General features: G+C 60.5%; 25 protein-coding genes and 3 riboswitches. Of the genes, 11 read left to right on the forward strand and 14 right to left on the reverse strand.

All coding sequences use genetic code 11. The annotated features are described in order from the left end of the window. Positions 1 to 11: 11 nt before the first annotated feature. From FHX76_RS04555 to FHX76_RS04570, 4 genes are all read right to left on the reverse strand, one after another. Positions 12 to 485 carry an acyl-CoA thioesterase gene (locus FHX76_RS04555; RefSeq protein WP_167148338.1) on the reverse strand — a complete coding sequence of 158 codons (474 nt, stop codon included), beginning with the start codon at positions 483 to 485 and terminating at the stop codon, positions 12 to 14. 3 nt (positions 486 to 488) lie between these two features. Continuing rightward, positions 489 to 2,171, reverse strand: coding sequence for an energy-dependent translational throttle protein EttA (gene ettA, locus FHX76_RS04560; protein ID WP_167148341.1), 1,683 nt, complete (start codon positions 2,169 to 2,171; stop codon positions 489 to 491). A gap of 5 nt (positions 2,172 to 2,176) precedes the next feature. Then, positions 2,177 to 2,662: a DUF6993 domain-containing protein gene (locus tag FHX76_RS04565; protein ID WP_167148343.1), complete on the reverse strand. Its 486-nt coding sequence runs from the start codon at positions 2,660 to 2,662 to the stop codon at positions 2,177 to 2,179. A 111-nt stretch (positions 2,663 to 2,773) separates the two neighbouring features. After that, positions 2,774 to 3,400, reverse strand: coding sequence for a single-stranded DNA-binding protein (locus tag FHX76_RS04570; RefSeq protein ID WP_167148345.1), 627 nt, complete (start codon positions 3,398 to 3,400; stop codon positions 2,774 to 2,776). A gap of 177 nt (positions 3,401 to 3,577) precedes the next feature. Between FHX76_RS04570 and FHX76_RS04575 the strand changes: the two genes are divergently transcribed. Next, on the forward strand, positions 3,578 to 4,735 hold the full coding sequence (locus tag FHX76_RS04575) for an alpha/beta hydrolase (protein WP_341777860.1): 1,158 nt from the start codon (positions 3,578 to 3,580) through the stop codon (positions 4,733 to 4,735). A 34-nt stretch (positions 4,736 to 4,769) separates the two neighbouring features. Here FHX76_RS04575 and msrA read toward each other — a convergent pair whose 3' ends face one another. Further along, the gene (msrA, locus tag FHX76_RS04580; protein WP_167148347.1) at positions 4,770 to 5,291 is read right to left on the reverse strand and encodes a peptide-methionine (S)-S-oxide reductase MsrA; all 522 of its coding nucleotides are present in this window, start codon (positions 5,289 to 5,291) and stop codon (positions 4,770 to 4,772) included. 157 nt (positions 5,292 to 5,448) lie between these two features. Here msrA and FHX76_RS04585 point away from each other — a divergent pair, with 157 nt between their 5' ends. Next, a complete protein-coding gene (locus FHX76_RS04585; RefSeq protein ID WP_167148349.1) occupies positions 5,449 to 5,835 on the forward strand; it encodes a hypothetical protein in 387 nt (128 codons plus the stop codon). Between the two features lie 163 nt (positions 5,836 to 5,998). On the opposite strand, the gene nadE is transcribed toward FHX76_RS04585, so the two are convergent. From nadE to thiE, 3 genes are all read right to left on the reverse strand, one after another. Beyond that, complete coding sequence (nadE, locus tag FHX76_RS04590) at positions 5,999 to 6,832, reverse strand: ammonia-dependent NAD(+) synthetase (protein WP_167148351.1); 834 nt, start codon at positions 6,830 to 6,832, stop codon at positions 5,999 to 6,001. Between the two features lie 70 nt (positions 6,833 to 6,902). After that, positions 6,903 to 8,018 carry an alpha/beta hydrolase gene (locus tag FHX76_RS04595; RefSeq protein WP_167148353.1) on the reverse strand — a complete coding sequence of 372 codons (1,116 nt, stop codon included), beginning with the start codon at positions 8,016 to 8,018 and terminating at the stop codon, positions 6,903 to 6,905. Positions 8,019 to 8,021: 3 nt separating this feature from the next. Beyond that, positions 8,022 to 8,771, reverse strand: coding sequence for a thiamine phosphate synthase (gene thiE / locus FHX76_RS04600; RefSeq protein ID WP_341777861.1), 750 nt, complete (start codon positions 8,769 to 8,771; stop codon positions 8,022 to 8,024). A 127-nt stretch (positions 8,772 to 8,898) separates the two neighbouring features. Then, a riboswitch (TPP riboswitch) is annotated at positions 8,899 to 9,005 on the forward strand. Here thiE and thiD point away from each other — a divergent pair. The 4 genes from thiD (at position 8,999) to FHX76_RS04620 (ending at position 13,480) form a co-directional block, all read left to right on the forward strand. Further along, complete coding sequence (gene thiD, locus FHX76_RS04605) at positions 8,999 to 9,895, forward strand: bifunctional hydroxymethylpyrimidine kinase/phosphomethylpyrimidine kinase (protein WP_167148355.1); 897 nt, start codon at positions 8,999 to 9,001, stop codon at positions 9,893 to 9,895. (Overlaps the previous riboswitch by 7 nt.) Beyond that, a complete protein-coding gene (locus tag FHX76_RS04610) occupies positions 9,888 to 11,180 on the forward strand; it encodes a ThiF family adenylyltransferase (RefSeq protein WP_167148357.1) in 1,293 nt (430 codons plus the stop codon). The genes thiD and FHX76_RS04610 overlap by 8 nt, the downstream gene beginning before the upstream one ends. A gap of 14 nt (positions 11,181 to 11,194) precedes the next feature. Further along, positions 11,195 to 12,427: an MFS transporter gene (locus FHX76_RS04615; RefSeq protein ID WP_208402436.1), complete on the forward strand. Its 1,233-nt coding sequence runs from the start codon at positions 11,195 to 11,197 to the stop codon at positions 12,425 to 12,427. Between the two features lie 138 nt (positions 12,428 to 12,565). Continuing rightward, positions 12,566 to 13,480 carry a DUF4349 domain-containing protein gene (locus tag FHX76_RS04620; RefSeq protein WP_167148361.1) on the forward strand — a complete coding sequence of 305 codons (915 nt, stop codon included), beginning with the start codon at positions 12,566 to 12,568 and terminating at the stop codon, positions 13,478 to 13,480. A gap of 81 nt (positions 13,481 to 13,561) precedes the next feature. On the opposite strand, the gene FHX76_RS04625 is transcribed toward FHX76_RS04620, so the two are convergent. From FHX76_RS04625 to FHX76_RS04645, 5 genes are all read right to left on the reverse strand, one after another. Beyond that, positions 13,562 to 14,182, reverse strand: a complete 621-nt coding sequence (locus FHX76_RS04625; RefSeq protein WP_167148364.1) for a DUF305 domain-containing protein — start codon at positions 14,180 to 14,182, stop codon at positions 13,562 to 13,564. Positions 14,183 to 14,294: 112 nt separating this feature from the next. Beyond that, the gene (locus tag FHX76_RS04630) at positions 14,295 to 14,753 is read right to left on the reverse strand and encodes a hypothetical protein (protein ID WP_167148366.1); all 459 of its coding nucleotides are present in this window, start codon (positions 14,751 to 14,753) and stop codon (positions 14,295 to 14,297) included. A 60-nt stretch (positions 14,754 to 14,813) separates the two neighbouring features. Further along, positions 14,814 to 15,635, reverse strand: a complete 822-nt coding sequence (locus FHX76_RS04635; RefSeq protein ID WP_167148368.1) for a thiazole synthase — start codon at positions 15,633 to 15,635, stop codon at positions 14,814 to 14,816. A gap of 2 nt (positions 15,636 to 15,637) precedes the next feature. Further along, positions 15,638 to 15,895 carry a sulfur carrier protein ThiS gene (thiS, locus tag FHX76_RS04640; protein ID WP_167148370.1) on the reverse strand — a complete coding sequence of 86 codons (258 nt, stop codon included), beginning with the start codon at positions 15,893 to 15,895 and terminating at the stop codon, positions 15,638 to 15,640. Further along, positions 15,892 to 17,199: an FAD-dependent oxidoreductase gene (locus FHX76_RS04645; protein ID WP_167148373.1), complete on the reverse strand. Its 1,308-nt coding sequence runs from the start codon at positions 17,197 to 17,199 to the stop codon at positions 15,892 to 15,894. Before FHX76_RS04645 ends, thiS begins: the two co-directional genes overlap by 4 nt. Further along, positions 17,189 to 17,337, reverse strand: a riboswitch (TPP riboswitch). (Overlaps the previous gene by 11 nt.) A 79-nt stretch (positions 17,338 to 17,416) precedes the next feature. Continuing rightward, a riboswitch (TPP riboswitch) is annotated at positions 17,417 to 17,515 on the forward strand. Between FHX76_RS04645 and FHX76_RS04650 the strand changes: the two genes are divergently transcribed. From FHX76_RS04650 to FHX76_RS04665, 4 genes are all read left to right on the forward strand, one after another. Next, positions 17,509 to 18,207: a TenA family protein gene (locus tag FHX76_RS04650; RefSeq protein WP_167148375.1), complete on the forward strand. Its 699-nt coding sequence runs from the start codon at positions 17,509 to 17,511 to the stop codon at positions 18,205 to 18,207. (Overlaps the previous riboswitch by 7 nt.) Before the next feature lie 41 nt (positions 18,208 to 18,248). Then, complete coding sequence (locus FHX76_RS04655; RefSeq protein ID WP_243848581.1) at positions 18,249 to 19,316, forward strand: ABC transporter substrate-binding protein; 1,068 nt, start codon at positions 18,249 to 18,251, stop codon at positions 19,314 to 19,316. Further along, entirely contained in the window at positions 19,313 to 20,086 is a 774-nt protein-coding gene (locus FHX76_RS04660) for an ABC transporter permease (protein WP_167148377.1), read from the forward strand. The genes FHX76_RS04655 and FHX76_RS04660 overlap by 4 nt, the downstream gene beginning before the upstream one ends. Next, positions 20,083 to 20,844 (forward strand): ABC transporter ATP-binding protein, encoded by a 762-nt coding sequence (locus tag FHX76_RS04665; protein ID WP_167148379.1) that lies wholly within the window; start codon positions 20,083 to 20,085, stop codon positions 20,842 to 20,844. The genes FHX76_RS04660 and FHX76_RS04665 overlap by 4 nt, the downstream gene beginning before the upstream one ends. An 86-nt stretch (positions 20,845 to 20,930) precedes the next feature. Here the strand turns inward: FHX76_RS04665 and FHX76_RS04670 are convergent, their stop codons facing one another. Beyond that, positions 20,931 to 25,664 (reverse strand): NPCBM/NEW2 domain-containing protein, encoded by a 4,734-nt coding sequence (locus tag FHX76_RS04670; protein WP_167148381.1) that lies wholly within the window; start codon positions 25,662 to 25,664, stop codon positions 20,931 to 20,933. Positions 25,665 to 25,948: 284 nt separating this feature from the next. Between FHX76_RS04670 and FHX76_RS04675 the strand changes: the two genes are divergently transcribed. After that, entirely contained in the window at positions 25,949 to 26,731 is a 783-nt protein-coding gene (locus FHX76_RS04675; protein WP_167148383.1) for a DeoR/GlpR family DNA-binding transcription regulator, read from the forward strand. The last annotated feature ends 31 nt before the right edge of the window (positions 26,732 to 26,762 follow it).

Here is a 26,762-nt window from a genome sequence, read left to right on the forward strand (position 1 = left end):
GGTGCACGGCGTCAGCCGCGCTTGCGGCCGAGCTGTAACGGTTCGCCAAGGTAGGGCTGCATTGCCGCACGTTCGTCGGTGCTGAGCCGGCGGGGTTTCTGGGCGGCCGCATCCATGACGACCACCGTGCTTGAGGCTCGCACATAGAGCGTCTCGGCCTCGGCGCCGGCTGCGCCGTAGATCTCGTAGTAGAGGTCGAGGCTGGATCCGCCTATGGCGCCAATCCATACGTTGATGTTGATGCCCTCGTCGAGGTAGGGCAGCACGGCACGGTACTCAATTTCTTGGTGCGCGATCACCATGATGGTGTCAGACGTCGGTGAAGCGTCAAAGATTTGACTGTCGCGCGATGCGGTTCCACCTGCGGGCTTCCACATCCACCGGATGCGCGCCTCCTCAAGGAGGCGCAGCATCACGGCGTTGTTGACGTGTCCGTAGGCGTCCAAATCGGCCCAGCGGAGCTGGAGAATGACCTGGTCGCGCATCGTTTAGTCGCGCGTCAGCTTGCGGTACGAGGCACGCGATGGCTTTGCAGCATCGGGGCCAAGACGCGCGATCTTGTTTTCTTCGTAGGCTTCGAAGTTTCCTTCAAACCAGTGCCAGTACGAGGGGTTTTCTTCTGTACCTTCGTAGGCAAGGATGTGCGTTGCGATTCGGTCAAGGAACCACCGGTCGTGTGTAATGACCACGGCACAACCGGGGAACTCAAGCAGCGCGTTTTCGAGGCTACCAAGTGTTTCTACGTCGAGGTCGTTTGTCGGCTCATCAAGCAGCAGCAGGTTCCCGCCCTGCTTGAGCGTGAGTGCGAGGTTGAGGCGGTTTCGCTCTCCACCCGACAGCACTCCTGCCGGCTTCTGCTGGTCTGGCCCCTTGAACCCGAATGTCGATACGTAGGCACGCGATGGAATTTCGGTGTTGCCAACCTGGATGTAGTCGAGACCGTCGGATACAACTTCCCAAAGTGTTTTCTTTGGATCGATTCCGCCACGAGACTGGTCAACATATGAGAGCTTTACGGTCTCTCCGACTTTGAGCTCGCCACCGTCGAGTTCTTCAAGGCCAACGATGGTCTTGAAGAGCGTGGTCTTTCCGACACCGTTGGGGCCGATGATGCCCACGATGCCGTTCCGCGGAAGCGTAAACGACAGGTTGTCGATCAGCACGCGGTCGCCAAAACCTTTTTTCAGGTCCTTCGCTTCGAGCACAACCTGGCCAAGACGTGGACCTGCTGGGATCTGAATTTCTTCGAAGTCTAGCTTTTTGGTGCGCTCGGCTTCGGCTGCCATTTCTTCGTAGCGAGCCAAACGAGCCTTCGACTTTGCCTGACGTCCCTTGGCGTTCGAGCGAACCCATTCGAGTTCTTCCGCGAGACGCTTCGAAAGTTTGGCATCCTTTTTACCCTGCACCTGAAGTCGTTCTTGTTTCTTCTCGAGGTAGGTCGAGTAGTTACCCTCGTATGGGTAGAGACGCCCGCGGTCAACTTCTGCGATCCACTCGGCAACGTGGTCGAGGAAGTACCGGTCGTGTGTGACGGCGAGGACTGCGCCTGGGTACTTTGACAGGTGCTGCTCAAGCCACAAAACGCTTTCGGCGTCGAGGTGGTTTGTTGGTTCGTCAAGGAGCAGCAGGTCTGGCTTTTGCAGCAGCAGTTTACAGAGCGCTACTCGGCGCTTCTCACCACCGGAGAGGTTCTTCACAATGGCATCGGCCGGAGGGCAACGAAGTGCATCCATGGCCTGCTCCAGCTGCGACTCGAGGTCCCATGCGTCGGCTGCGTCGATTTCTTCCTGCAGCGTGCCCATTTCGGGCAACAGGACATCGTAGTCGGCGTCGGGGTTTGCCATCTCAGCCGAGATCTCGTTAAAACGATCGATCTTCGATTTGATCTCTGCTACGCCGGCCTCAACGTTGGAGAGGACGGTGCCCTCTTCGTCGAGCTCTGGCTCCTGCAGCAGGATGCCAACCGTGTAGCCGGGAGTGAGGTGTGCTTCACCGTTGCTCGGAGTGTCAAGCCCAGCCATGATTTTGAGGATGGTCGATTTACCGGCACCGTTGGGACCAACAACACCAATCTTTGCGCCGGGGATGAACGACATCGAAACGTCGTCGAGGATTACTTTGTCACCGTGCGCCTTGCGCGCACGCACCATTTGGTAAATGTATTCAGCCATATTGCCTACCAGTCTATGGGCCGGGTCGCTGACGGGTTGCAGACACTCTTGTTTGGACCAAGTGCGGGTTCAACTGCTCCGACATATGAGCGGTCTTCTACCACGTACTGACCCATGAGGCACTGGTCTCCCATCAACACAGATACGAAGATATTGTCAGCAGCGAGCCCCTTTGCGCTGGTGTCAAAGGAAACCTGCATCGCAGCCTTATCGAAGCCAGCGTTCACAAGGGTGTTGACCGCGTTTTGACCGTTGATTGGGTCGGCACCCGTCGCATAGGCCAGATTTGTGTAGTTGAAGAACGGCAGGTTTTCTGCTGCGGTTCCGTCAGGCACAAACTCTGGAACGGGGTCAGTCGTTGCAAAGGTGGGGGCGTTTGTGGGGTTAACCGCGGGGGGTTTGCCCACAATGGTATCGATGACGCCACATCCGGTCAGAAGACCGACAACAGCGACAGCGGCAGCGCCGGAGAGCAAGATTCGATTTTTCACATTCCGAGTGTATCGACCATTGCTCGACAACCGCTGGACAACGCACAGGATGTTTTGCCATGCAGGTCCCAACGGATGACCTTGGTTGCGTTCTCGCAATGCTCACAAACTCTAAAAGGGAACGGCAGCCTCCGGCAACTCTGTTGATGGCCCGGTTACCGTCTCGGTGTGCACGCCTTGCTGTTGAGAACGGCGAGGATCACGAACAGTGCGTTGATTATCAACGCCCTGGTCAAATCGTTCGCCGTCACCGGCCTGGATTGAGGTTGCCTGATCAGGGAGCGTTGCCCAGGCATCGGATTCTGTAGCTGTGGCAGGTGGTGACTCCCCCTGCCCGCCGTGGTTATTGGTTTGTGCCGCTAGGGCATCGGGACTCGAAGCATGCTGCACTCGCGCAAACGCAGACGTGCCCCAGTTCAGGTCGTGGCCAACGGAATCAGCGTCTATCTCAACGTTAAGGCCATTCTTGTCGCCGTTCTGCCAGGGCTTTAGCCGCAAGCGGCCAGAGAGAACAACCCGCTCTCCGCGATGAATTGAGGCCGCGATGTTGATCGCAAGCTGGCGAAACGCCGTTACCGTGTACCAGTTGGTATCGCCGTCTGACCACGTGTTTGTAGCCCTATTATAACGCCGCTGTGCCGAGGCGAGACGAAATGAGGCGATGGCAAGCCCCTCGGTCGTCACCACATGACGCGGGGTTGTGGCAACAACGCCCGTGATATTGAGTGTGTCGTTCATCGGTTCCTTCTTTCTCGTGGCCAGCCAATGCTGGCGGTCGTTCGTTCGTTGGCGCGGATGGCCGAAGCGACTCGTGCCCTAGTAGCCACGGCCTCCGCTGTTCTAGTCTCAGCGGCGACGACGCAGTCCTGCCGAGAAATCTGAAATCTGTGGACCAACTTCAGTTCGAACGGAGGTGTGGAAAACTTCGGATCGAATTGGGCCGACGAGACGATCCCCCTCCCCTACACTGAAGGCACAGCATCCGCCCGACCACAAGCCGTGTTCCCCCAGTGGCTGTCAACCGCCGAACGGAACAACGACGTGAGCAAACAATCTTCGAGACGCCCGCTGCGAATTATTGGATACGCTCTGCTTGCGGTTGTGCTTGCAGGGGTGCTCGTGGCAACGCTCTCCCCGTGGCCGTCGTCACTCCTCATTAGAACCGTCTTCGAGGCCGGCGCACGCGCAACCGTCAGCGAGATGCTGCCGAGCGTCCCAGACTCCAGCAGGTTCGATGAGTCAACCATTGATCTCGAAGCGGCTAGCCCAGGACTCACCGCACCGTTCTTCAGCGCATCCGCCTCGAAAGATCCGTTACCGGTTGTTGTCTGGATTCACGGTGGGGCCTGGATCTCCGGCACGGCTGACGATGTGTCGCCCTATCTCAAGATGATTGCGGCCGAGGGTTACGCTGCGGTCGGCTTGAATTACACGCTGTCACCGGAAACGACGTACCCAACAGCGATCGGACAGCTCACAACGTCGCTCGGACTCATCGTGGAACGGGCCGACGAACTTGGTATCGACGCAAACCGCATTGTACTTGCGGGAGATTCGGCTGGCGCACAGCTCGCAAGCCAGCTCGCAGCGATTATCACGAACCCGGATTACGCGCGCCTCATGAGTCTCGAGGCCCCTATCAGCCCAAAGCAGCTTGTTGGCACTGTGCTCAACTGCGGGGTCTACGATCTGCAGTCAATGTCTCAGCTGAATGGAATCTTCGCGTGGGGATTCAAGTCGGCTCTCTGGGCATACACCGGCACAAAGAACTGGTCGGATACGTCGGCGGGCGCAACGATGTCGACCATTGATTTTGTCACCACCGATTTTCCCCCGACCTTTATCAGCGGTGGCAACGGCGACAACCTCACATGGTTACAGTCCATACCGATGAGCCAGCGACTCAACGAGCTTGAAGTGGATACCACGAGCCTTTTCTGGCCTGCTGACCATCAACCAGCGCTGCCACACGAGTACCAATTCCATCTGGATCTTGACGAGGCGCACACCGCGTTTGACGAGACAATTCGGTTCCTTGACCGTGTGACGGCATCGCCGACCGAGCAACAGTAGCAGCGGCAAAAAGCCGGCCTCGGCCCGCCCGAACCTACTGAATGTACTCGCTAAACGAGGCCCGAATCTTGTTGACCTTCGGAACGGCAACGGCCATGCAGTATCCCTGACCGGGGTTCTTTGCGAAGAAGTCTTGGTGGTAGTCCTCTGCCGGGTAGAAGGTTCCTAGTGGCGAAAGCGTCGTGACGATGGGTTCTGGCCACCAATCGGCAGCACGCTCAAGGGCTGCCTGCATCTGCTCGCGCTCGTCTTCGTTGTTGTAGAACATCGCCGAGCGGTATTGTGTGCCGACATCGGCACCCTGGCGGTTGAGTTGTGTTGGGTCGTGCAGTGTAAAGAACACGTTGAGGATAACTTCGGCCGGGATGACCTGCTCGTCAAAGACAACCTTGACCGCTTCGGCATGCCCGGTGCTTCCCGTGCATACCTTCTCATACGTTGGCGCGTCATCTTCGCCGCCCGTGTACCCAGAAACCACGTCGCTGACCCCACGAAGGGTGCGGTACACCGCGTCGAGACACCAAAAGCAACCACCGGCAACAACAAAAGAAGTCATGGAATCCATCGTACGCCCGATTACCGATGGATGTTGTCGCCACCTACGTTGACAACAGTTCAGCCGATACGGAAGCAAGGTAAACCCGCTGTGCATCCCGAATGTCGGTGGTGGATTCTAACCTGCTAATACGTGCCACAGACAGAAAGGAAACATCATGAACAGCATCACACTCACAAGCGTCACACGGGCTAGCCTGACCGACGCCAGCGCGGTACCCACCACGACGTCATCGGCAACCGCATTCCCGATCCCTCAAACCGATTCAACACGCATTGCCGAACTCACTGAGCTGTCGGCTTTATTTCAGCAGCAACTCGCCAGGCTCTTCCCGTCGTTCACCGTGGTTCCTCTCCGAACGGGGGCCCTTCGCGTCTGTCTCGCTTCCGGTCAGCTGTTTGGCTACGTGCAGCCCATCGTCGAAGGCGAAGACATTGTCTACAGGGCGCAGCTTCATCGGGCAGGCACTGCACTCAACAGGCCCTTAGGCGATTTCTCGAGAATTGAAGATGCCCTCGATAGCCTGGCTCGAACGGCGGGCTAGCCACCACATCCATGCCAACGCAGTTGGCCTGTGCGAGCGTTATCGCGGTGAGAACCTCGTTGGGAACTCGGTCTGTGAAGTTGGCCTGTGAACGCGGTTTGTGAACGGGGTTTGTGAACGGGGTTTGTGAACGCCGTTCAGACAGCCGCCAAACATCACCCGGTTAGGACGTGTGCCGCCACCACGTGTCTGTTGGGGCAACGGGCATCCGACGCTTATGTTCCGACTGCTGGTAACGGCGCTCGATGGATGCCGCGGCATCCGCGTTGATGGCCTCACCAAGCAGGTACGCGTCGATGTCCGCGTAGCTCAGGCCAAGGTTTGCTTCGTCTGTCTGCCCAGGGGTGTCATCAAGCAGATCTGCTGTTGGTGCTTTGAGGTACAGCGCGGCTGGCGCGTTGAGGGCGACCAGCAGATCCCGGCCCTGTCCCTTTGTGAGGCCGCTCAGCGGAAGCAGATCTGCCCCTCCATCGCCGTACTTTGTGTAAAAGCCGGTCACGGCTTCGGCCGCGTGATCTGTTCCGACCACGAGGCCAGCGTGCTGACCGGCAATGGCGTATTGCGCGATCATACGCGAGCGCGCTTTAACGTTGCCCTTATTAAAATCCGTGATGGGCTCGTCGAGTGCCTCAGCGAACTCGTCGGCAAACCCATCAACCGCCTGGCGAATGTTGAACGTCACTGACCGATCGGGCTGAATGAACGAGAGCGCCAGTTGGGCGTCGTCTTCGTCGTGCTGCACACCGTGGGGCAGCCGCACCGCAATAAATGTGGCATCGTGACCGTCTGTGCGAAGACGCTCAACCGCAAGCTGACAGAGCCGACCGGCGAGCGACGAATCTTGGCCCCCGCTGATTCCGAGTACGAGCGACCGAGCGACACCAGCAGAGCGGAAGTAGTCAGAGATAAACCGCACACGGGATTCGATCTCTTGTTCGACGTCGATCTCGGGCAAGACCCCGAGCGCTTCAATGATCTGGGCTTGGCGTGTTCGCATGCCACAACGATACCCCCACCCGCCACTCACCGAGCCAGGCAACGGCGTGTTCCCAAGGAAGAAGGGACGATCAGTTCAGGTATCCACGCAACCACGTATGGAGTCCGGCAAAGGCGCGCTCGCGCACCGGGCGAGAGGACAGCACCACGTCGTGCAGCGCACCGTCGAGCCGAACAAGCGTGGTCGACTCGCCAAGATCCTTACAGCGGGCGGCGACGCCCTCAACATCCAGCACCGTGTCTGCCTTGCGCATCGACTCGTCCCAGGTGGTCCTGATCACGCTCCGCGCCGAGAGCATGACGTACACCGGAATGGTCAGGTGCAGCTTATGGGCTACCGTCTGGTGCCCTTTGATCACGGCATCGAGCCAACCCGGATACACGGCAAACGTCAGTTCCGGCCGCCACGCCGTGTTGTATTCCCATTCACCGCCAAGTTGTTTGAGTAATGACTTGGTATAAAAGCCCCGGTCGATCTGCGGATAGGGTGTCTTCCGCCCAATCTTCATGAGCGTTGAGTTCATCGGCGCGAATGCCATCCGACCGAGCTCACGAGTCTGAAGCTCTAGCCAAGGACTGTTCAGCACCATCGCCGTGGCACGACCCGGATGCCGCGCGGCCCAGAGTGACAGTGTGAGCCCGCCGGTTGAGTGGCCAAAGAGCACCAGTCGCCGTGTGCTCGTCTGCGATGCACCGTGCCCAATCTCGTGAAGTGCTGCCTCAATATCCGCGTCATACGTGGTGAGGTCTTCCACGTAGCCAGGGGTTTGCCCTGGTCGAAGGCTTCGTCCGTATTTGCGCAGATCAATCGCATAAAAACGGGCACCCCGCTCTCGCCAAAACTCCGCGAGATTCGTTTGGAAGAAATAATCTGACCAACCGTGAATGTAAACCACGTCGGTGTTCCGCGCGACGCCTCGCTGTGTTGACCACCAGCTTGGTTTTGGTGCACGCACGAGGGTCGCGACTACTTCGCCCTCGTCGTCTGTTCCAAGGGGAAGCGTGAGTCGCTCGTATCCCGCGCCTAACACATCCGCGTGCCAGCCTGGAACCTCATCCTCTGGCACGGAGCCTTGGGCCGTTTCAGGCCCAAGATCTGGTCGATGTGTCGGCGGAGTCTGGGCCGCGGCAGCACCGGCAGCTTGACGAACGCTGTCAGCATTATTGGTCTCGTCGTGAGGTGCCATTCGTTACCAACCTTCCGAACCGTCGCGGTTCAGTCGTTCTGCATCATCGAGGACGGCGATCAGTTCGCGCGCCGCAGCAGCGGGGTCGTTGGCCGTGGTGATTGCCCGAACAACAACAATTCGTTCTGCCCCGGCTTCAAGCACGCTCACCGCTGTTGAGCTGTCGACTCCCCCAATGGCAAACCATGGTTTGCCGGGTTCAGCCTCGGCAACGCGCTCAATCAGTTCAACACCAACGGCCGCGCGGCCAGGCTTTGTTGGGGTTGGCCACACGGGTCCAACGCAAAAGTAGTCAACCTCGTCGTCCGAAGCCGCTTCAAGCGCACGCTCAAAGCTGTTGGTTGAGCGGCCAAGAATTACGTCAGGCCCAAGAAGCGCTCGGCAGTCTGCGACACTCAGGTCGCCCTGCCCGGTGTGAAACACGTCGGCTCCGATGAGCATCGCTAGGTCGGCCCTGTCGTTGACCGAGACGAGCGCACCGTGCGCGTGGCAGAGGTCACGAACGAGTTCGAGCGCCGCTTTTTCTTCTGAAGCCTCAATCGATTTGTCTCTGAGTTGAATAATGTCAACCCCACCGATGAGGGCCGCGGTGACAAACTCGGCAAGATCTCCTTGCCCGGTTCGAGCGTCGGTACACAGATATAGACGCGCACGTTCAAGCCGCTGCCTCCGCTGTGCGCCGGTCAGCGATGTCCGTGACGCGTGGCGTGAATCGAACCGATCTGATGTGTTCAGTGCGCGAGTCGGAGACACCGATTCCCTCTCGTTCTGGCCCAGCGCGTTCCGTCTGAGTTGGCGGTGAGCACAACGGGGCCTACCCCATTGTGGCACTTACGGGGCTTCGATGGGTGGCGGATGATGTTGGCCGGGTACACTTATGAGCTGTGACACGGGGTGCCCGCCGTGCAGTTGACCGTCGGGCTGAGAACACACCCGTTGAACCTGATCTAGCTCGAACTAGCGAAGGGATTGTCAGCGCTATGACACCTGCAGTATCACCGTCCGACTCACGGCTCAGCCTCGACGGATACCAACCGCCGCGCATCCTCAGCATTGCGGGCACCGACCCGACTGGCGGCGCCGGCATCCAGGCAGATATCAAGAGCATCTCGGCCATGGGCGGCTACGCCATGGCCGTTGTGACCGCGCTTGTCGCCCAGAACACGCGAGGCGTGCTCTCGGTGCATACGCCGCCGGTGTCATTCTTGACCGAACAGCTGGACGCCGTCAGCGACGACGTTGAGATTGATGCGGTGAAGATTGGGATGCTGGGCACCTCAGAAATCACGGCAGCGGTTGGGGCCTGGCTGGCTGGCAACCGACAGCAACTCGTCGTCCTCGACCCAGTCATGATTGCCACCAGCGGCGACCGGCTGCTGAGCCCTGACGCCGAGCAAGCCCTGCGTGACCTCTTGCCGCACGTCGCACTCGTGACGCCAAACCTGCCAGAGCTCGCAGTCCTCGCCAGCGAACCCGTTGCCACAGGCTGGGACGAGGCCCTGCTGCAGGGCGAACGCGTTTCCGCGAGATACGGGGTCACGGTTCTCGTCAAGGGGGGCCATCTTGATGGCGATAGTTGCCCTGATGCCCTCGTGGATGCCAGCCCAGAGACCGAGGTCGCACGTGTCTTCCAGCTCGAAGGTCCGCGCTATCCAACGGCGAACACCCACGGAACCGGCTGCTCACTCTCGGCCGCGCTCGCAACCGTGATGGCAAGGACGGGGTCGTGGGACGTGGCGCTTCGCGAGTCGACGGAGTGGTTGCGCGACAGCATCCGCACGTCTGGGCACTTACATGTTGGCGAGGGGAACGGACCGGTAAACCACTTCAATATGTTGTGGACCGCCGCCGGGTTTGGGGCGACAACCGATGACTAACACGCCGATTCGACAGTTGCTACCGCTCGTTGGGCCAGCGGAGGATCTGACCGCCGAGCAGGTCACGCGATACTCGAGGCACATCATCATCCCTGGATTTGGCAGAGACAGCCAGCTCCGACTTGCCAACGCACGGGTCGCGGTGATGGGGGCAGGCGGGCTTGGCAGCCCCATCCTGCTTTACCTAGCCGCCGCCGGCGTTGGAACAATCGGCATCATCGACGACGACCGTGTCGAAGCCTCGAACCTGCAACGGCAGGTCGCACACGGCACGGGTGACATTGGGCGCAGTAAGGCGCAGTCCGCGAGGGATGCCGTGCTCACGAGAAACCCTGACGCCACGGTGATCCTGCACGAGTTTCGCCTCGGCTCCCACAATGCCATCGAGACCCTTGCCGACTATGACCTCGTCATTGACGGCTCCGATAATTTTGCGACTCGATATCTGTTGAGCGATGCAGCGGAGCTGCTCGGCATCCCCTGTGTGTGGGGGTCGATTCTGCGCTATAACGGGCAGGTTTCGACGTTCTGGGCCGCCCCAAATGATGGCGGACCAGGGATCGTGTACCGGGACCTCTTTGCGGAGCCCCCAGCCCCAGGAACGGTTCCCGGATGTGCCGACGGCGGCGTTCTTGGCGTGCTCTGCGGAACGATCGGCACGTTCATGGCGACGGAAGCCGTCAAGCTCATCATCGGCCAGGGCGAAACGTTGCTTGGGCGAATCCTCAGTTACGACGCCCTGACGGCCAGGTCGAGGGAGTTTGCCCTCGCGCCCGACCCCAGTCGAGTCCCTGTGACAGAACTCATCGACTACGACGTGTTCTGCGGTTTGGGCATACCCGAAGCCGAGGCCATGAGCATCCAGAGGTTGCCTTCGCCTCGCCCAGGAGGGGTAGCATCGGAGGGAACCCGCTTGGAACCAACGATGGAGGACACCCTGCTACCTGACAGCACCGAATGGTCGGCCCCCGAACTCTCTGACGCTCTTGCCGCCCGTGAGGCAGGAGGAGCATCGTTCCAACTCGTCGATGTGCGTGAGGCAGCCGAGCGCGAGGCCGCGTCAATCCCAGGGTCAATACACCTCCCCCTCAACGATTTCTTTTCCGGCGATGCAGTGCAGCAGCTCGACCAGGATGTTCCCATCGTGCTCTACTGCCACCACGGCTCACGCTCCGAGTATCTGCTCAAGGCGCTGAACCAGGCTGGGTTCGATAATGTCAGCCACCTCACCGGCGGCATCGATTCGTGGAGTCTTGTTGTAGACCCGTCAACTCCCCGGTATTAACAATGGCTGCCGCTGTGCCTCAGCCGTCTGGCGCGCCCGCACGTGTTGGGTTGTTGCTCGTCGGCATCCTGCTGATAGCCGCCAATATGCGGGCGCCGATTACGTCTGTCGGGCCGGTCCTCACCGATATTCAAGCGACGCTCGGATTCGGTGCGTCAACGGCGTCAATTCTGGCCAGCATCCCGGTGATGTCCTTTGCGCTTTTTGCGCCCATCGCGCCCATCGTCGCCAACCGCTTTGGCATTGAGCGCACGCTCGGGGGCGCTGTGCTGCTACTTGCCGCCGCAATCGTTGGGCGGTCGCTGCCAGTACCCGGTCTCATCTGGGTTGGCACCGTCCTCATCGGCGTCTCAATCGCGCTGATCAATGTGCTCCTCCCAGCGCTAATCAAGCGGGATTTCTCGTCACGAGTTGGCCAAATCACCGGGCTCTATTCCGCGGTGCAGAGCGCCTTTGCGGCGATGGCAGCCGGCTTCGCGGTTCCCATAGCGGGCATGAGCGCCGAGGGGTGGCGGCTCTCCCTCGGAATCTGGGCAGGGGTCGCGATCATCGCGTTTGCGGTGTTCGTCCCCCAGCTCCGTTCGACGACGTACCCAACACTCGGCGCGACGCTCGGTTCAGCGGCGGCCCCAGGGGCGGCATCCGCGTTTCACCACACCTGGCGATCACCGTGGAAGTCACTGCTTGGCTGGCAGGTCACCTTCTTCATGGGGTTCCAGTCGATGATCTATTACACGGTTATTGCCTGGTGGCCAACCATCGAGCAGGCCCAGGGTATTTCCAACGGCGAGGCCGGCTGGCATCAGTTCACGTATCAGGCCTTTGGCATCCTTGGCAGTATTTCTTGCGCGCAGGCCATCCAGCGTTTGAGCGACCAGCGCGTCATCGTGGTTGCGCTCACGGCGTTTCAGGCCACCGCGATTCTTGGCCAGCTCAGCGAGCCAAGCCTCGGACTGCTCTGGATGATGCTGCTTGGCATCGGCTCCGGCGGCAATATTGTGTTGGCCCTCTCGTTCTTCGGGCTGCGAACCAGTAATCACCACCAAGCGGCGTCCCTTTCGGGGATGGCGCAGTCGGTCGGATACGCCATGGCTGCCCTCAGCCCAATCATGGTTGGGGTGCTGCACGATGCGACCGGCGGATGGCAGGCCTCGATCATGATGCTGCTTGGCGTACTCGTTGTGCAACTTGTGATGGGCCTTTTCGCGGGGGCCAATCGCCTGATCGGCGAGCGTCACAGAACCTAGACCATACAGTTTGGGCGTATTTTTGCCGCTTGGGCGTATCTTCTCGGATACGCCCAAGCGGCAAAAATACGCCGAAACGGTAGGGGAATGTTATGAACATCCCTGCGGGAGCGCAGACTGCAGCCCTATGGTATTCATATGAAACGACCACTACTCTCTGGACTTGCCGCGGTCGCAAGCGTTCTTTTGCTCGCCGGATGCTCTGCGGGAAACTCGACAGCCCCGCTGCCGGCGATCGACAAGGGCGGCGATTACCAGTCCCTCCCTCAGCAGATGGATGGCGCGCCAGACGAGGCAAGCTCTGGTTTTGACGCGCAGTCACCGACATCGGAAACATCGCGCGAGATCATTCGGACGGGCGATGTCACCCTGTCAGCCGACGACCCCATCGCGCTTGGCGATGACGTTGTTGAGCTCATCGCCTCAGCCGACGGACGCATCGATAGCCGCAGCGACACTCCGTCCTCCGAGTATCAGACAGAGTCGGTCTGGCTCTCCGTGCGCATCCCTAACATCAGCTTTGACAAGGTCACCGATCAAATCGCCAAGCTTGGCACGCTGATCTCAAGCAGCTTCAGCGCGCAGGATGTCACCCAACAGGCCAATAACCTTGATGCCCGCATCGATGCCCTGCAGACCTCGGTTGACCGCCTCACCGAGCTACTCGCCCAGTCGGCAAATACGGCAGATCTCATTGCCGCCGAGACGGCGCTCTCCGAGCGCCAAGCCGAGCTCGACGGTTTGATCTCTGATCGTGAGTTCTTGAGCGACCAGGTTGAGTATTCGACGCTCAGCGTCAACATCCAGTCGACCGAAACCGTTGTGCAGACCGAGCCGCAGACGTTCTGGGACGGCATCGTCGCCGGCTGGAACTCCATTCTTGCCTTTGGCGCCGGCCTCATCGTTGTGGTTGGTGTCCTCGTGCCCTGGATTGTGCTGCTCGGCGTCGTCGTTGTTGTGATCTGGCTCATTGTTCGAGGCCGTCGTTCTCGAAAGTCCGCCGCTCTGAAGCGAGCGAAAGACGCACATTCGTCTGGCACCTCGGCGACCTAGGCGCAAGATACGTGGACGCACAGGGCGCGGGTCGGTGTAACGTACATTCGACCCGCGCCTCGTGTTCAGGCGTTCCTGCGGTTAGCCTTGCAGCTCGGCGAGGAGCGTCCGCATCGTGTCAATCTCATCGTTCTGCGACGACACCACGTTCTGGGCGAGCGCTCGAACCTCCGCGTTTTCGCCGTTGCTGAGCAGGGGCTCTGCCATGTCAACGGCACCGACGTGGTGCTCGATCATCTGTTCAAGAAACAGGATGCTTGTGGCCGGCCCGTCGGCATCCCGCAGTTGTGCAAGGTCGTCCTCAGTCAGCATCCCTGCCATCCCGTGGCCGGAGTGGTCACCTGCGCCGGCGTCGACGCCCCAGTCGCTGAGCCACTGCGTGAGCTGGTCGATCTCTGGGCCCTGTGCTGCCGCAATCTGCTGCGCGAGTTCCGTCACACGGGCATCAACGCCGGGTGTTTCGAGCACTATCGCCGACATCTCAAGCGCCTGCTCGTGATGCGGCAGCATCATTTGGGCAAACATCACGTCGTTGCCGTTGAATGCGGTGGCGGATGCCGAGGATGCTGGTGCGGTCGCTGTCGGCGCGGCATCGGGCGCTGCGTTGGTGCAGCCCGCGAGCAGGAGTCCTGCCGCGAGTGCCGTTGAAACGGCCGCCACTGTCGTGGTGGCGCGGTTGTTGGGAAGGAAAAATGAAGCCATGATGAATCTCTCTGGGTTATGTGCCGGCGCGCGAATGCGCGAGGGGCACGTCAATGTTGCGCGAGTGGCGCGGGGTCATGAATCGGAACGCTCCATGGCGGAGCAGCCGTCATCACCTCCGGCAGACGGACAACACGCAGAGAGAAGGAGGATTGGGAAGGCGGTCGCGGAAACCAACGAGCATTGCGGTCACGGAGGCCCCAGCAGACGCCGCTAAGGCAACAACCCGTGAAGCTAGCCTGAACGCGGCGACGATGAGAACCGCGATCACGCCGAGGACGCAGAGCATCCAGAGCAGGGCGCAGGCGCCTGCATCGTCGGCGCCACGTGCTTCCGAATGGTGAGCGTCTGCAACCGTTGGAGCGGCGACCAAGGGCGAAGCGGCTTCGAGCAGGTTATCCGCGCCGTGAACCGTTGCAACGGTCGCCGCTGGCTGCGAGTGATGCGGGGTGGCGACCTCTTCGGTTGCGGCATGCATCGCAACAAGAGTGAGCAACATTGTGACGAGCACAAGCGCTGCGAGGAGCGGGCGCGTTGGGACCACACGCCAAAGAGCTCTCGCAGTTCTCATGACACAAGGCTAGCGGGCTGTTCCTGAGCGAAGCCTCAACTCCTTGCCGCCGTCGCCGGGCTACAGCGCAAGATCGAGGTTCGCCCTGCCGTCGAGCGGCGACGATGCGAGGGCATCCCTTCGTTTTGGGATGCGCCCGGCAAGCGAGGCTGCCCGCCCGGCTTCAACGGCCAATCGCATGGCGTGCGCCATCCGGACTGGGTCTGCGGCCCTGGTCACCGCGGTTGCGAGCAAGACGCCGTCGCAGCCAAGTTCCATCGCAAGCGCGGCGTCTGAGGCCGTGCCAATGCCGGCATCCAGGATCACGGGAACCGCAGAGTGGGCGGCGATCGCCTCGATATTATGCGGATTGAGGATGCCAAGACCCGAGCCGATTGGCGCGCCAAGGGGCATGACGGCTGCGCAGCCAACGTCGGCAAGCTTTCGCGCCGTAATCGGGTCGTCGTTGGTGTACGGCAGCACAACAAATCCATCGGCTACGAGGAGCTCAGCGGCCCGCACAAGCTCAATCGGGTCGGGGAGCAGCGTCACGTCGTCGGCAACAACCTCAAGCTTGACCCAGTTGGTTTCGCAGGCCTCCCGTGCAAGCTGGGCGGTCAGCACGGCCTCCTTGGCGTTAAAACAGCCAGCGGTGTTTGGGAGCGATCGGATTCCGTTGCGTTGCAGCAACCCCCACACCGAGCCCTCTCCCCCGGCCTGAACCCTGCGCATGGCGACGGTGGTGAGTTCGGTGCCTGACGCGACGAGCGCGCGCTCAAGGGCTATGAGGCTCGGCGCCCCACCCGTTCCCATAACGAGTCTCGACAAAAACGTCTCGCCCGCGATCACGAGCGGGTCGTCAATGAGGCGCGCATCGCCGATCACTGTGGTTGGTTGTGTCATGGTTAGCCTCCCTGAACCGCGGTGAGAATTTCGACCCGGTCACCGTCATTGAGTGTGTGGTCCGCCCAGATGCTGCGAGGCACAACGGCATCATTGACGGCCGCAGCGATGCCACCGCCGAGGGATGCGACGGTTGCCCCAGCCTCTGCCGGCTTGAGCAGCGCAATCACGACGCTCGCGAGGGTTGTGGTTTGGGCGAGTGGAACCGAGGTCCCGTTGACCTCGATCTGGGGCGAGGGGCTGGGCGCAGCTGGCGTCATTTGGTGTCTCCTTGTTCTCCACTGCTCGCGGATGCTGGTGAGAATCGGTCGGCTCGGCAGGCTTCGGCGATCTCCGCCTCGTCTGCGGTGGTCGCTGAGTCGCTGCGCTGAGCTGTTGTGGGTTCGGTTCCAGAGGCCGGGTCAGCGTCGCGTTCTGGGGTCGCCGCAAACACCCTGCGCAGCAATAACGCCGTCACCGCTGCCAAAAGAATGCCGTGGCGATAGTGTCCGGTGGCCACTAGCAGTGAGCCATCGAGCAGCGGGCCAATCATCGGCAGGTTATCTGGCGAACCGGGCCGTGCCCGCGCGGTGAATTCGCGCACGGCTGCCTCATCGAGCCCAGGCATAATCGCGCGAGCATCCCGAAGCAACCCGAACATGGCGCCCGCGCTCGGCTGCCGGTCATCAGGCAATTCGGCGGTGGTCGCGCCAACAACAACCTCACCATCGGCACGAGGCACGATGTAGACAGGCCGGCCCTGCACCAAGCCACGAACAGTAAAGCCGCAGTTCAACCAGGGCTGATCGGTCACGTTGAGCCGCACGACCTCGCCTTTCACGGGGCGGGTTGGCAACTCAACGTCGGGAATGTCTGCGACAAGCTTGCCAGTTTGCCAGCCTGCAGCGAGCAGCACGCGTTGCGCTGTCACGGTGCTTCCGTCATCGAGCCGCACGCCGGAAACCCCGGCCCATCGCCCCGGCGACACAAACGAACTCGGCTCAAGCGCGCTCGGCTCAAGCGCGCTCGGCTCAAGCGCGCTCGGCTCAAGCGAGACGACGGCGTGCCGCTCGACCGCGCAGCCACGGCGAGCAAGCGCCTCAATAAGTGCTTCGCAGACCCGGCGCGGGTTAATCTGATGATCGTCGGGCGCCCACAGGCCGCCGGCAATCCGCGGTCCGGCAAGGGGCATCCGCTCCCGTACCTGTGCAGAGTTCATCAGCTCGGATTTGAGCCCCCACTCAAGATGCAATGCGTGGAGGCGTCTCGCTTCGGCAAGATCTCCAGAATCGAACGCAACGGTCAGGGTGCCAAGAGCACGGAATCCAAGGTCGTCGTTCGGGGCAATACGTCGCGCAAATTCCGGCCATAATTGCGCGGAGGCTACGTTGAGCCGCATGAGTGCGTGCTCACCAAATGCCGCTTCGAAGGTTGGCGCGATCATTCCGGCGGCGGCGAACGACGCGCCGTCGACTGGGGTTGTGTCAAAGATGCGAACGGACAGGCCAGCCTCAACGGCTTCGAAGGCGGCGGCAAGCCCAATAATGCCGGCACCAACAATGACGAGGTCGTGGTGTTCAATCATGCGTGCTCCCTAGCGCTGGAATGACCCAGATCAGGTTCAGCGGTCGGCCTGCGACATCCTCAGGATGATCGCTTCTGACGGCCCGCACGAGCGGGCGGCCCTCTCAGCCCGTGTCACCGGGCTCCCGCGCACGACCATCCTATGCCCTCAGCAGACCCAGCACTCGCAACATCCCCAACTGTGAGCAGTATCCCGCCTGTGCTACGGTGTGAGCACACTGTAAGACACGGGGTGCCGCGCGAGCTACGCGCAGCTGAGATAAGACCCGGGAACCTGTTCAGGTAATGCTGACGAAGGGATGTCACGCTGATGCATGGCGCAATCACACCAACCGATCGCTTCACCGATCACCTCTGGGCCGAAACAACCGATATTCGTGAGGCCATCGACTCGCTTGAGTTCTTGCAACGCCTTGGCGATGGAAGCCTCGGCCTCGAAGATTTTCGCTTCTACCTTGAGCAAGACTCTCTCTACCTCGCGGGCTACGCCAAGGCGCTCGCGCTGCTGGCTGCTCGGGCGCCAGACCCCGTTACCTCAGCGTTCTGGTCAACGTCGGCCCACGATGCTGCCGTCGTCGAGGCATCCCTGCACGCCGAGTTGCTTGCCGCTGTGGATGCTGCCCCTGCGGCACCGGCATCACCAACCTGCCTGGGCTACGTCTCATACCTCATCGCGACCGCGGCGACGGCTCCATACCCGGTGGCGGCTGCGGCCGTACTTCCCTGTTTCTGGCTCTACGCTGATGTGTCCTCTCGCCTTGCACTGAGCGCCGCCGAGGTGCTCGAAGCCAACCCGGAGCATCCGTTTGCCAAGTGGGTAGCTTCCTACGACGGCGAGGAATTCCAGTCTGCCGTTCGTGAGGCCCGCAGGGTTGTCGATGAGGCACACTCGCAGGCAACCGACGAGCAGCGCGCGGCAATGGTTGTCGCCTACCAAACCGCAAGCGAGTTTGAGCTGTTGTTCTGGGACACCGCACTGAATCGCCAGCCCTGGCCGGTCTCACAATGACCCGTCGTCTCACGCAACCAACGCATCCACACACAACTCGAATGAGCAACAACGCAATGAGATCACACCACCGCCTGATCGGCCGAGCACTGAAGGCCGCCGCCATTCTCGCCGCCACAACGGTTGCGCTTACGGCCTGCGGCACCGCGCCTTCCACTGATTCAGCGGAAGGCACCAGCATCAGATTCGCCCTCGACTGGACCCCAAACACGAACCACACCGGCCTCTACGTTGCCATGGAAAAGGGCTACTTTGCGGATGCCGGACTCGATGTCTCGCTTGTTGACTACAACAACGTGCTGCCAGACACACTCATGGATGCCGGCCACGCCGAATTTGGCGTGAGCTTCCACGACGCAACAACCATGGCGCAGGCCACCGGGGCAAACGTGGTTGCGGTCATGGCAGTACTGCAGGACTGGGCAAGCGCCATCGCAGTGCGAGCCGACAACGACAGCATCCAGAGCCCAAAAGATCTTGACGGCACCACGTATGCCGGTTTTGGCGAGCCCGCCGAAATTCCGCTGCTCACGCAGGTGATTCAGAACGACGGCGGCACGGGCGACTTCGAGCAGGTCGTGCTTGGCACCTCAGCCTACGAGGCGCTGTATTCCGGCGATGCCGACTTTGTGATTCCGTTCTTCGCCTGGGAGGGTGTCGAAGCCGAGCGCCGGGGTAATCCGCTCAAGTACTTCCACTACACCGACTACGGATTCCCGCAGTCCTACGCCGTCGTCATCGATGCCAACCGCGACTGGATCGAGAAACATCCAACCGAGGCCGCAGCCTTTGTGCAGGCCCTTCAACGTGGGTACCAGTTCGCCGCTGAGCACCCAGATGAGGCAGCCGACATCCTCATCGCGGCAAACCCAGGCTTCTTTGACGACGAAGACATGGTGCGCGACAGCCAGCGCATCCTCGCAGACCAGTTGATGCTGGATGCCGACGGAACCGCAGGCACGATCGATGCGGAGCACTGGGCCGGCTACTCGCAGTTCCTCTTTGAACACCAATTGCTCACGGACGAGAACGGCGACGTGCTCACCGCACAACCAGACTGGTCAACCTATTACACAACCGATCTGTTGTCAGAGACGCTCTCACAATGAAATCGTTTCGCCGCATTCTTCCGGCCGTGATCCTCACGCTCGCCCTCATCGGCGTGTGGGAGGTCGCGGTTCGGACGAGCGGGGTGCGACCCCAAATCTTGCCAGCGCCCTCCAGAGTGTTGGCGCAGGGATTGGCGCACGCCGGGGACATTGGGATGCACACGGTTGCCACGCTGCAGGTCACGCTACTCGGTTTTGCAGTCACGCTCGTTGTGAGCTGGCTGCTTGCCGTCGCTGTCGATTTCACTCCCTGGTTCAGGAGCGCGGTGACTCCCCTCCTCGTGGCGTCGCAGACCCTGCCTATTATCGCGATTGCGCCGCTCATCATCATCTGGTTTGGCTTTGGCACACTCCCAAAGGTGCTCGTTGTTGTGCTTGTCACGTTTTTCCCCATTACGCTCGGGCTCATCGAAGGTTTCCGCACCGCGAGCCCGACGGCGACCGCTCTGCTCACAAGCATGGGGGCGTCCCGCTGGCAGGTTTTCTATCGGCTGCGGCTCCCCCAAGCAATGCCCCGTTTTTTCACCTCGCTGCGCATCGGCATTACCTATGCGGTGGTTGGCGCGATCTTCGCCGAGTATGTTGGGGCGAAGGCGGGACTCGGCATTTATATGAGCATCCAGAAGAACTCGTTCCGCACCGACCTCGTCCTCGCGGCGGTCGTTGTTACCGCCGTTCTGAGCGTCAGCCTCTTTGCCCTCACCTACCTCGCCCAGCGGCTCATCGCGCCGTGGACGCTCACGGCCCTCGCCGACGGGAAACGATCATGACCAACGCACCGGCCATCAGCATCCAGCATCTCAACAAATCCTTTGGCAGGGTCCCCGTCATCAGCGATTTATCACTCGACGTGGCGTCCGGCGAATTTGTTTCGCTCATCGGGCCGAGCGGCTGCGGCAAGAGCACGCTGTTTAATATCCTCGCCGGGCTCGATTCGGCGGATGCCGGAACCGTTTTCCTGCACGGCGAGAGTATCAATTCACCTCGCGAGGCGGCCGAGCACTGCGCGTATATGCCGCAGGATGACGTGCTCTTTGCCTGGCGCAACGTGCTCGACAACGCCATCATTGGGCTGCAGATCCAGGGCGTTTCCAAGGCGGAGGCCAGGGCAAAGGCCCTCGAGCTTCTGCCGGTCTTTGGGCTGAGCGGCACCGAAAACGAACGGCCTGAGCACCTGTCTGGCGGGATGCGTCAGCGTGTCTCGCTGCTGAGAACCGTGCTGCTTGGCAAGCGTATCCTGCTGCTCGACGAGCCGTTTGCGGCGCTCGACTCACTCACCAGAACCGACATGCAGGAGTGGCTTGGCACGCTCTGGAGCCAGCTTGGCCTCACGATTGTCTTGATTACCCACGACATCCGCGAGGCGGTTCGGCTCTCTGACCGGGTGATCGCGCTCGCACCCCGCCCAACGGCCGTGAAACGTGAGGTGGCACTGGATGCCCCGCACGCTGGCATTCGGACCCGCTCACGCCACCCAACAGTGCTCGACGCAGAGGCGGCGCTCACCGACCTTCTGCACGGCGTCTAACTGCCTGGGCAGGCTGGCGTCCGAACCCGGCCGACCTGTGCCTCCACCCGCGGGTGGAGGCACAGTCCGACTGGGTTAGGTGCCGGCTACGCTCGACGTCGGCGACTGACGAGGCCGACGAGCACAAGGCCAAGGGCAGCGAGCATCGTCCAGCCCCCATCCGTGGAGCCCGTTCTGGCGAGCCCGGCAGATCCGGTGGCCTGCGAACCAGCCGACCCCGAACCGTTGCCGTTGCTGTTTCCGCCGGAACCCGGCTCAGGAACCGTGACGTTGGGGTCATCAGCCGCCACAACCGTTATGGCCGTCTGCGCAATCGTCTGTCCGTCAACCACAAGACGCAGCTCGTGCGTCCCCAACTCCGTAGCCTCAGGAATCGCGGTCTCGACGAGGCCGGAGCCCGACGCATCCGCGGTACTCGACGCAAGCTTTGTTGGGGTGGAATGCAACCACAGCTCAACGCTTGCCGCAGATCCGGCGCCAGCGTAGCGGACGGTGATCGATCCACCGGGAGTCAACTTGCCGGAAACCAATATGCTTGCCGGATCTGGGTCAGGACCAGTCGGCTTTGGCGCAATCACAACCGCGTCACGCTCTGCGGAAATGTTGCCTGCCACATCTGTTGCCCGTACCTGCACGCGGATGCCGCCATCCGGTGCCGTGATCGGCTCGGTGTAGGCCTGCCAGGTGCCTCCCGTATCCGTTGAATACTCGATCGCGCCAATTCCGGACCCGCTGTCGGATGCCGTTACCGTCACGGTTCGCGCGTCAGGATCAGCAACCGCTTCAACCGACGGTCGCTGCGTATCCACACGGAGCACTCCAAGTGATTTCTCGGATTCAACATTGCCGTTCGTGTCTGTTGAGCGATACCAGACCTCGGTCTCTCCATCCGAAATAACGAACGGTTCGACATAGGTCTGCCATTCGCCGGACCCAAGACGGAATTGTGTGTCACTCACCAGCACATTATCCGTTGCGCTCAGCGTCACGACAGGTGAAGCGGTGTACCAACCCGTTGTCGCCGCATCAACGCTCGACGTCGCCGTTGTCAATGGCGGTTCGGTATCCGGCTCGGCGCAGGTGACCCTTGCGTCACCCCAAACGCCGTGAGCGCCAGAGATTGCCTTCGGGTCGATCGGGTCAACAATGAGATCGATGTACTGGGCGCCCGTCACATCAATCGCGATGCTCTCCGTCGGGAATCCTGCCTTGAACGTTGTGCCCTGGTACTTCTTGACCCCATCGACGTCAACCTTGAAGATGACCGTTCCATTGAACGCGTCCTCAAGGCCAACATCAGCGGTAAAGGTGCTGCAGCTTCCGCCAAGATAGTAAGTGATCTTTGACGGCGCGTGCACTCCAAGCCCCTTTGTGTAGGTCTTTTTGAGCTCTGCAGACGTGTTAATCACGAGCGGAAGGTCAGGCGAGGACGCCGAATCCTTATTGGCAACATCTTTACCAATCACCCCATAGCCGTTTGTTGCCGAAACCCACGCGAGATCCGACACAAAAGCGTCGGCGGTCACCGGAGCCGGCAGCGCCCGAGCGACGACGTTCCAGTCGAAGATCTTTACCGCGCTGTTCACCGGCAATGTGACTGATTTCAGTTCCTTGACGGGGTTCAGCCGGACCATGGCTTGGAACACCTGATATTTGTACTGCCCGTATTCGTAACCTGCAGGGTTCGTGGCGCTGTTCCGGCCCTGAGTCGAAATCGCCAGAGTCGCGCCCTTCAGATCGGTTGGCTGCAACCAGTTGGGATACGTAAACGTCGCCATCTGGGTGCTGCCATCGGTGTACTGCAGCTTCACCTCATTGGCGACACCTGCCGTACTCGCGGCAGATCCAAGGATGGCAAGGTGGGTTCCTGTTCCGCCGACCGAAATGGTCTGGCCGTCGAGTTGCACGCTGTTTGGAGTGCCGTTGGCTACGTTTGGCCAGGTGTACGTAACTGCCGAGTCTCCCGTCCCAACCGTGACAGGCGCTCCCGGCACGATCCCTTGCTTGGCGAGTTCCTCGGCGGACAAGGAGGATCCCCCTCCGTCGAAGTTTCCCGCCGTCCGTGTCGCCAAATCGGTTGTTGAAACGAGGTTGTACGCCCCTGCGATCGACCCATAGCCAACATAGATTTGGTTGGCGCCTTCGACTGACTGGAGTGTGCCCCCTGCATCCGTGTATGTTGCCTTTGCCGACACCGTCTGCGGCCCACCGGCCGCGCCAGCCGATGGTTTGGCGGTGAAGGTCACCGTTGCCAAGGCTCCAGGCTCTACCCGCGCAATGGATGCTGCAACGGGCTTGGTCAGCGTCCAGTTCGCCGGAAGCACAGGTTCTACCGAAACCTCGGTCTTGGCCTGATCTCCCGTATTCGTGAAGACAACCGTTGCTGTGGTCTCCCCTTCGAGAAACACCTGGTCGTCAAGCTGGACATCAACCTGCGCGGCAAGCGCATCGGAGTCTGAGCCACCAACGGCACTCGCGCCTTTCAGTACAACTGCGGCTGCGGTGCCAGAGCCGACCGCGCCAACCTTGACGTGCACGGTGCCGCCGGCGGCATCCGCGTCGTAAAACCAGCCCTGATCGGCGGCATCAAATGCCGCACGGTCTGCCAGTACATCGAGGGCAACGCCGTCTCGCTCGACGGCATCCGGACGAGTTCCGCTGTGCACATCGAGCACGTACGGGCGCGACGCTGACTTCCCAGAGTATTCCCCAACCCGGGCGCCCACCGTGACGGAGACATCCCCAGCATCGGATTCAGGGGCCGATACGGTGAACTCCTGCGAACTCGCGGCACCGCTCTGGTAGGCGCGAGTCGTCTTATCGTCCTCATACAGGGTGAACGTTGATGTACCGGCTGGGTAGATATCAACCGTAATTGCCGAGTCTTCTGGGGTCAACGCGGAGTTTCGAGCAGCGATGCCCTGAGGAACAACGGCTCCGGCACGCACAAAGACAGGCAGCATGTCGAGTGGCGCGCTATAGCCGTTCAGCACCCGCCCACCCTGGTACAGCTCTCCGCTCCAGTAGTCGACCCAAGTTCCCTCGGGCAGGTAGATACCGTTGCGAACGTTACTCGCTGTGAACACCGGCGCAACCAAAAAATCGTTGCCAAGCAAAAACTCGTTATTCGCCTCTGCGCTGTACGACGCCGGGTCGTTTGGGTATTCAAGGGCCAGCGAACGCATCATCGGGGTACCGCTCGAGTGCGACTCGGCGGCAAGTGTGTAGATGTATGGCAGGAGTCGCTGACGCAGCTCAAGATAGCTTCGGTTTATCTCAGTGGCTTCATCGCCGTACAGCCACGGGCGCTTATCGGTGCTCGCCCATCCGCTCATCGAATAGAGGGCAGGCGCAAAAGTCTTCCACTGGAGGTCTCGGACGTAGCTCTGCATCGAGCCACCAAAGATTCCGTCAACGTCGCCGGTTGTAAACGCGAGACCAGAGTTGCCTGCCCCCGTCAACGCGGAGACCTGCCAACGAACCGCATCCAAGTTGCCAGTGTGGTCGCCAGTCCACTGCATTCCGCAGCGCTGAGAACCGGCCCAACCCTCAACCATGAGCGCTGTACCCCGGGCGTCCGAGTTCTGTTCAATGCCGTTGTAGGCGGCTTCACAACCGGTCAGGGCGAGCCGGTACCCGGAACCAACCCACGCAACGTCAAGCTTGCGCATCCGAATGCCAGCATCGCCGACCTCATACGGCTGGTTTGTGAGGGAACGCTCCGTCCACAAGCCCGTCTTCATGCCGGAAACCTCCGCGATCTTTGCGGTTGTCTCTGGAAGCTGTGTGTACTCACAGCCGTAACCGTCATTCACGAGCATCCACCCACCCGGCATGTTGTGATCGACAAAGCCCTGAGCAACTTTGGCCGCGTCGGGAGTGACCTGTTTCATGTTGCCAGGGTCACCAAAACCGCTTGGCTTATAGCTAGGACTTGACCGGTTGTAACAGTCTGCATCGCCGTACTCAAGCGCATACACCGGTGGCATCATCGGCCGCCCAGTGAGTTTGGTGTAGCCATCGAGCGACTGTTTGTAGTCGCCGACGAAGTAGAACGCATCAAAGCGCTTTTCTTGGTGGCTCAGTGTTGGGTCGCCAGCAAACACATACGATCCCTTCGCAAAGGTGTCACGAAGCACCCCGTAGCCGTTGCTGCTCATGTAGTACGGAACGGCGTTTGGGTAGCCGTCATCGTCCCAGTCACTGTTCCTGGCAATATTGATGGTCGCCCCGGTGTGGATCGACCGGCCGTTTTGCATTCCGCCACCAATAAACTGCTCGCCAGGCTGCGACTTCAGCGTCTGAGTTGACGCCGTCGCGCTCAGGGAAAGCGGTGACTTCTCTGCCCAAACCACGCTGCCGTCGGCGCGCTTGAGCGTCATCTGTGATGTCGCTTTGTCTATCTCAAGGGTCACGCGTGGAGTGCTCACTGCGATAGTTGATCCGTTTGCGAGGGATACCGTCGTCCCCGCAAAATCCTGGGCACCAACAACAATATTGGCCGATTGTTTTACATCTCCCTGTGGCGTATTTGCTGGGTCAGAGAATATTCCGGACGGGTCGGCCTCCACCCTCAGGCTCGTGTCGTCAAGGAAGGTGACGCGGATTGCCCCGCGCTCGGCCGTCATGGTCACGGCACTTCCCGTCTGCGTGACTCCAGAAATGGCACCAAGCGTTTTCCCTGTCGGGTCGAGCGGCACTTCCGGTGAAACTGGCTTTGGGGCCGAGGTCTTTGCCGCAGGGACAGGTGCCGCTTGAGCGCCGCTTGAGATGAGCGCCAGCGGCAGCAGGCTCACCACGAGCGCCCCCGCGGCTGTCATCGAAAGGAGCCGATGTATCGGCTTGTTTTGGCGAGCTCCGGACTCGTCGGGCTTCACCTTCGTTCTTGGTGATAACGATTTGAGATTCACGAATTTGTCTCCCTTGTGTTCACGACGATGTGTTGTGGAAGCGGAAAGGACGTGCAGAGTACGCCCGGTGACCGAAATCCTATCTGCAAGATTCTGCACACACAAGAGAGTTTCAATCAGAATTTTGCAGTATATTGAGTCAATAGTGCAGTTTCAATCATTTTGTAATCATTACCGCAAACGAAACGGTTCTCATGAAAAAAGACGAACGATTCAGCCACATACTTGAGGCGGTCATGAATAACGGCCAACAACGAGTTGAGGAACTGGTGCTCAGCCTCGGCGTCTCAGCGGCCACCATTCGCCGTGACCTCGACGCACTGGCCAAGCAACAGATGATCACGCGCACCCACGGCGGCGCCTCACGACAATCTGTTGACTACGACCTACCCGTTCGCTATCGAAATACCTCACGAGCCCAACAGAAAGCGGCAATCGGTGGCGTAGCGTCACAGCTCGTTAGTAAGGGCGACGTGATAGGACTTACCGGCGGCACCACAACGACCGCGATCGTTGAAGCACTACTTGCGCGACCCGACCTCATGGAGCCATCGCCAACGCCAAACCTCACGGTCGTGACCACAGCGATCAACATTGCGGTTCAGTTCTCGCTGCGACCACAGGTGCGAGTCGTGGTGAGCGGCGGCGTCGCCCACCCCCACTCCTATGAACTTGTTGGGCCACTCGCGGCAAGCGTGCTGTCGCAAATTACGATGGACTTGTCATTCATCGGGGTGAATGCTTTGAGCCCACAATTTGGTGCGATGATCCACGACGAAGGCGAGGCAGCAATCAATGCCCTCATGGCGTCGCGGTCAACCAAGTCATACATCGTCGCCGATTCACAAAAAATCGGCCACACCGCATTTGCGAATGTCGGATCGACGTCGCTATTCACCGGTGTCATCACCGATGCCGGAATCGAAAACGAACAAGCAGTTGCGCTGAGGGATGCAGGGTTCAGCGTCCTCACCTGACAGCGCTGGTAAGCAGAACACCCTAGAAATT

This window comes from Lysinibacter cavernae, assembly GCF_011758565.1.
In the GTDB taxonomy this organism is placed as follows: domain Bacteria; phylum Actinomycetota; class Actinomycetes; order Actinomycetales; family Microbacteriaceae; genus Lysinibacter; species Lysinibacter cavernae.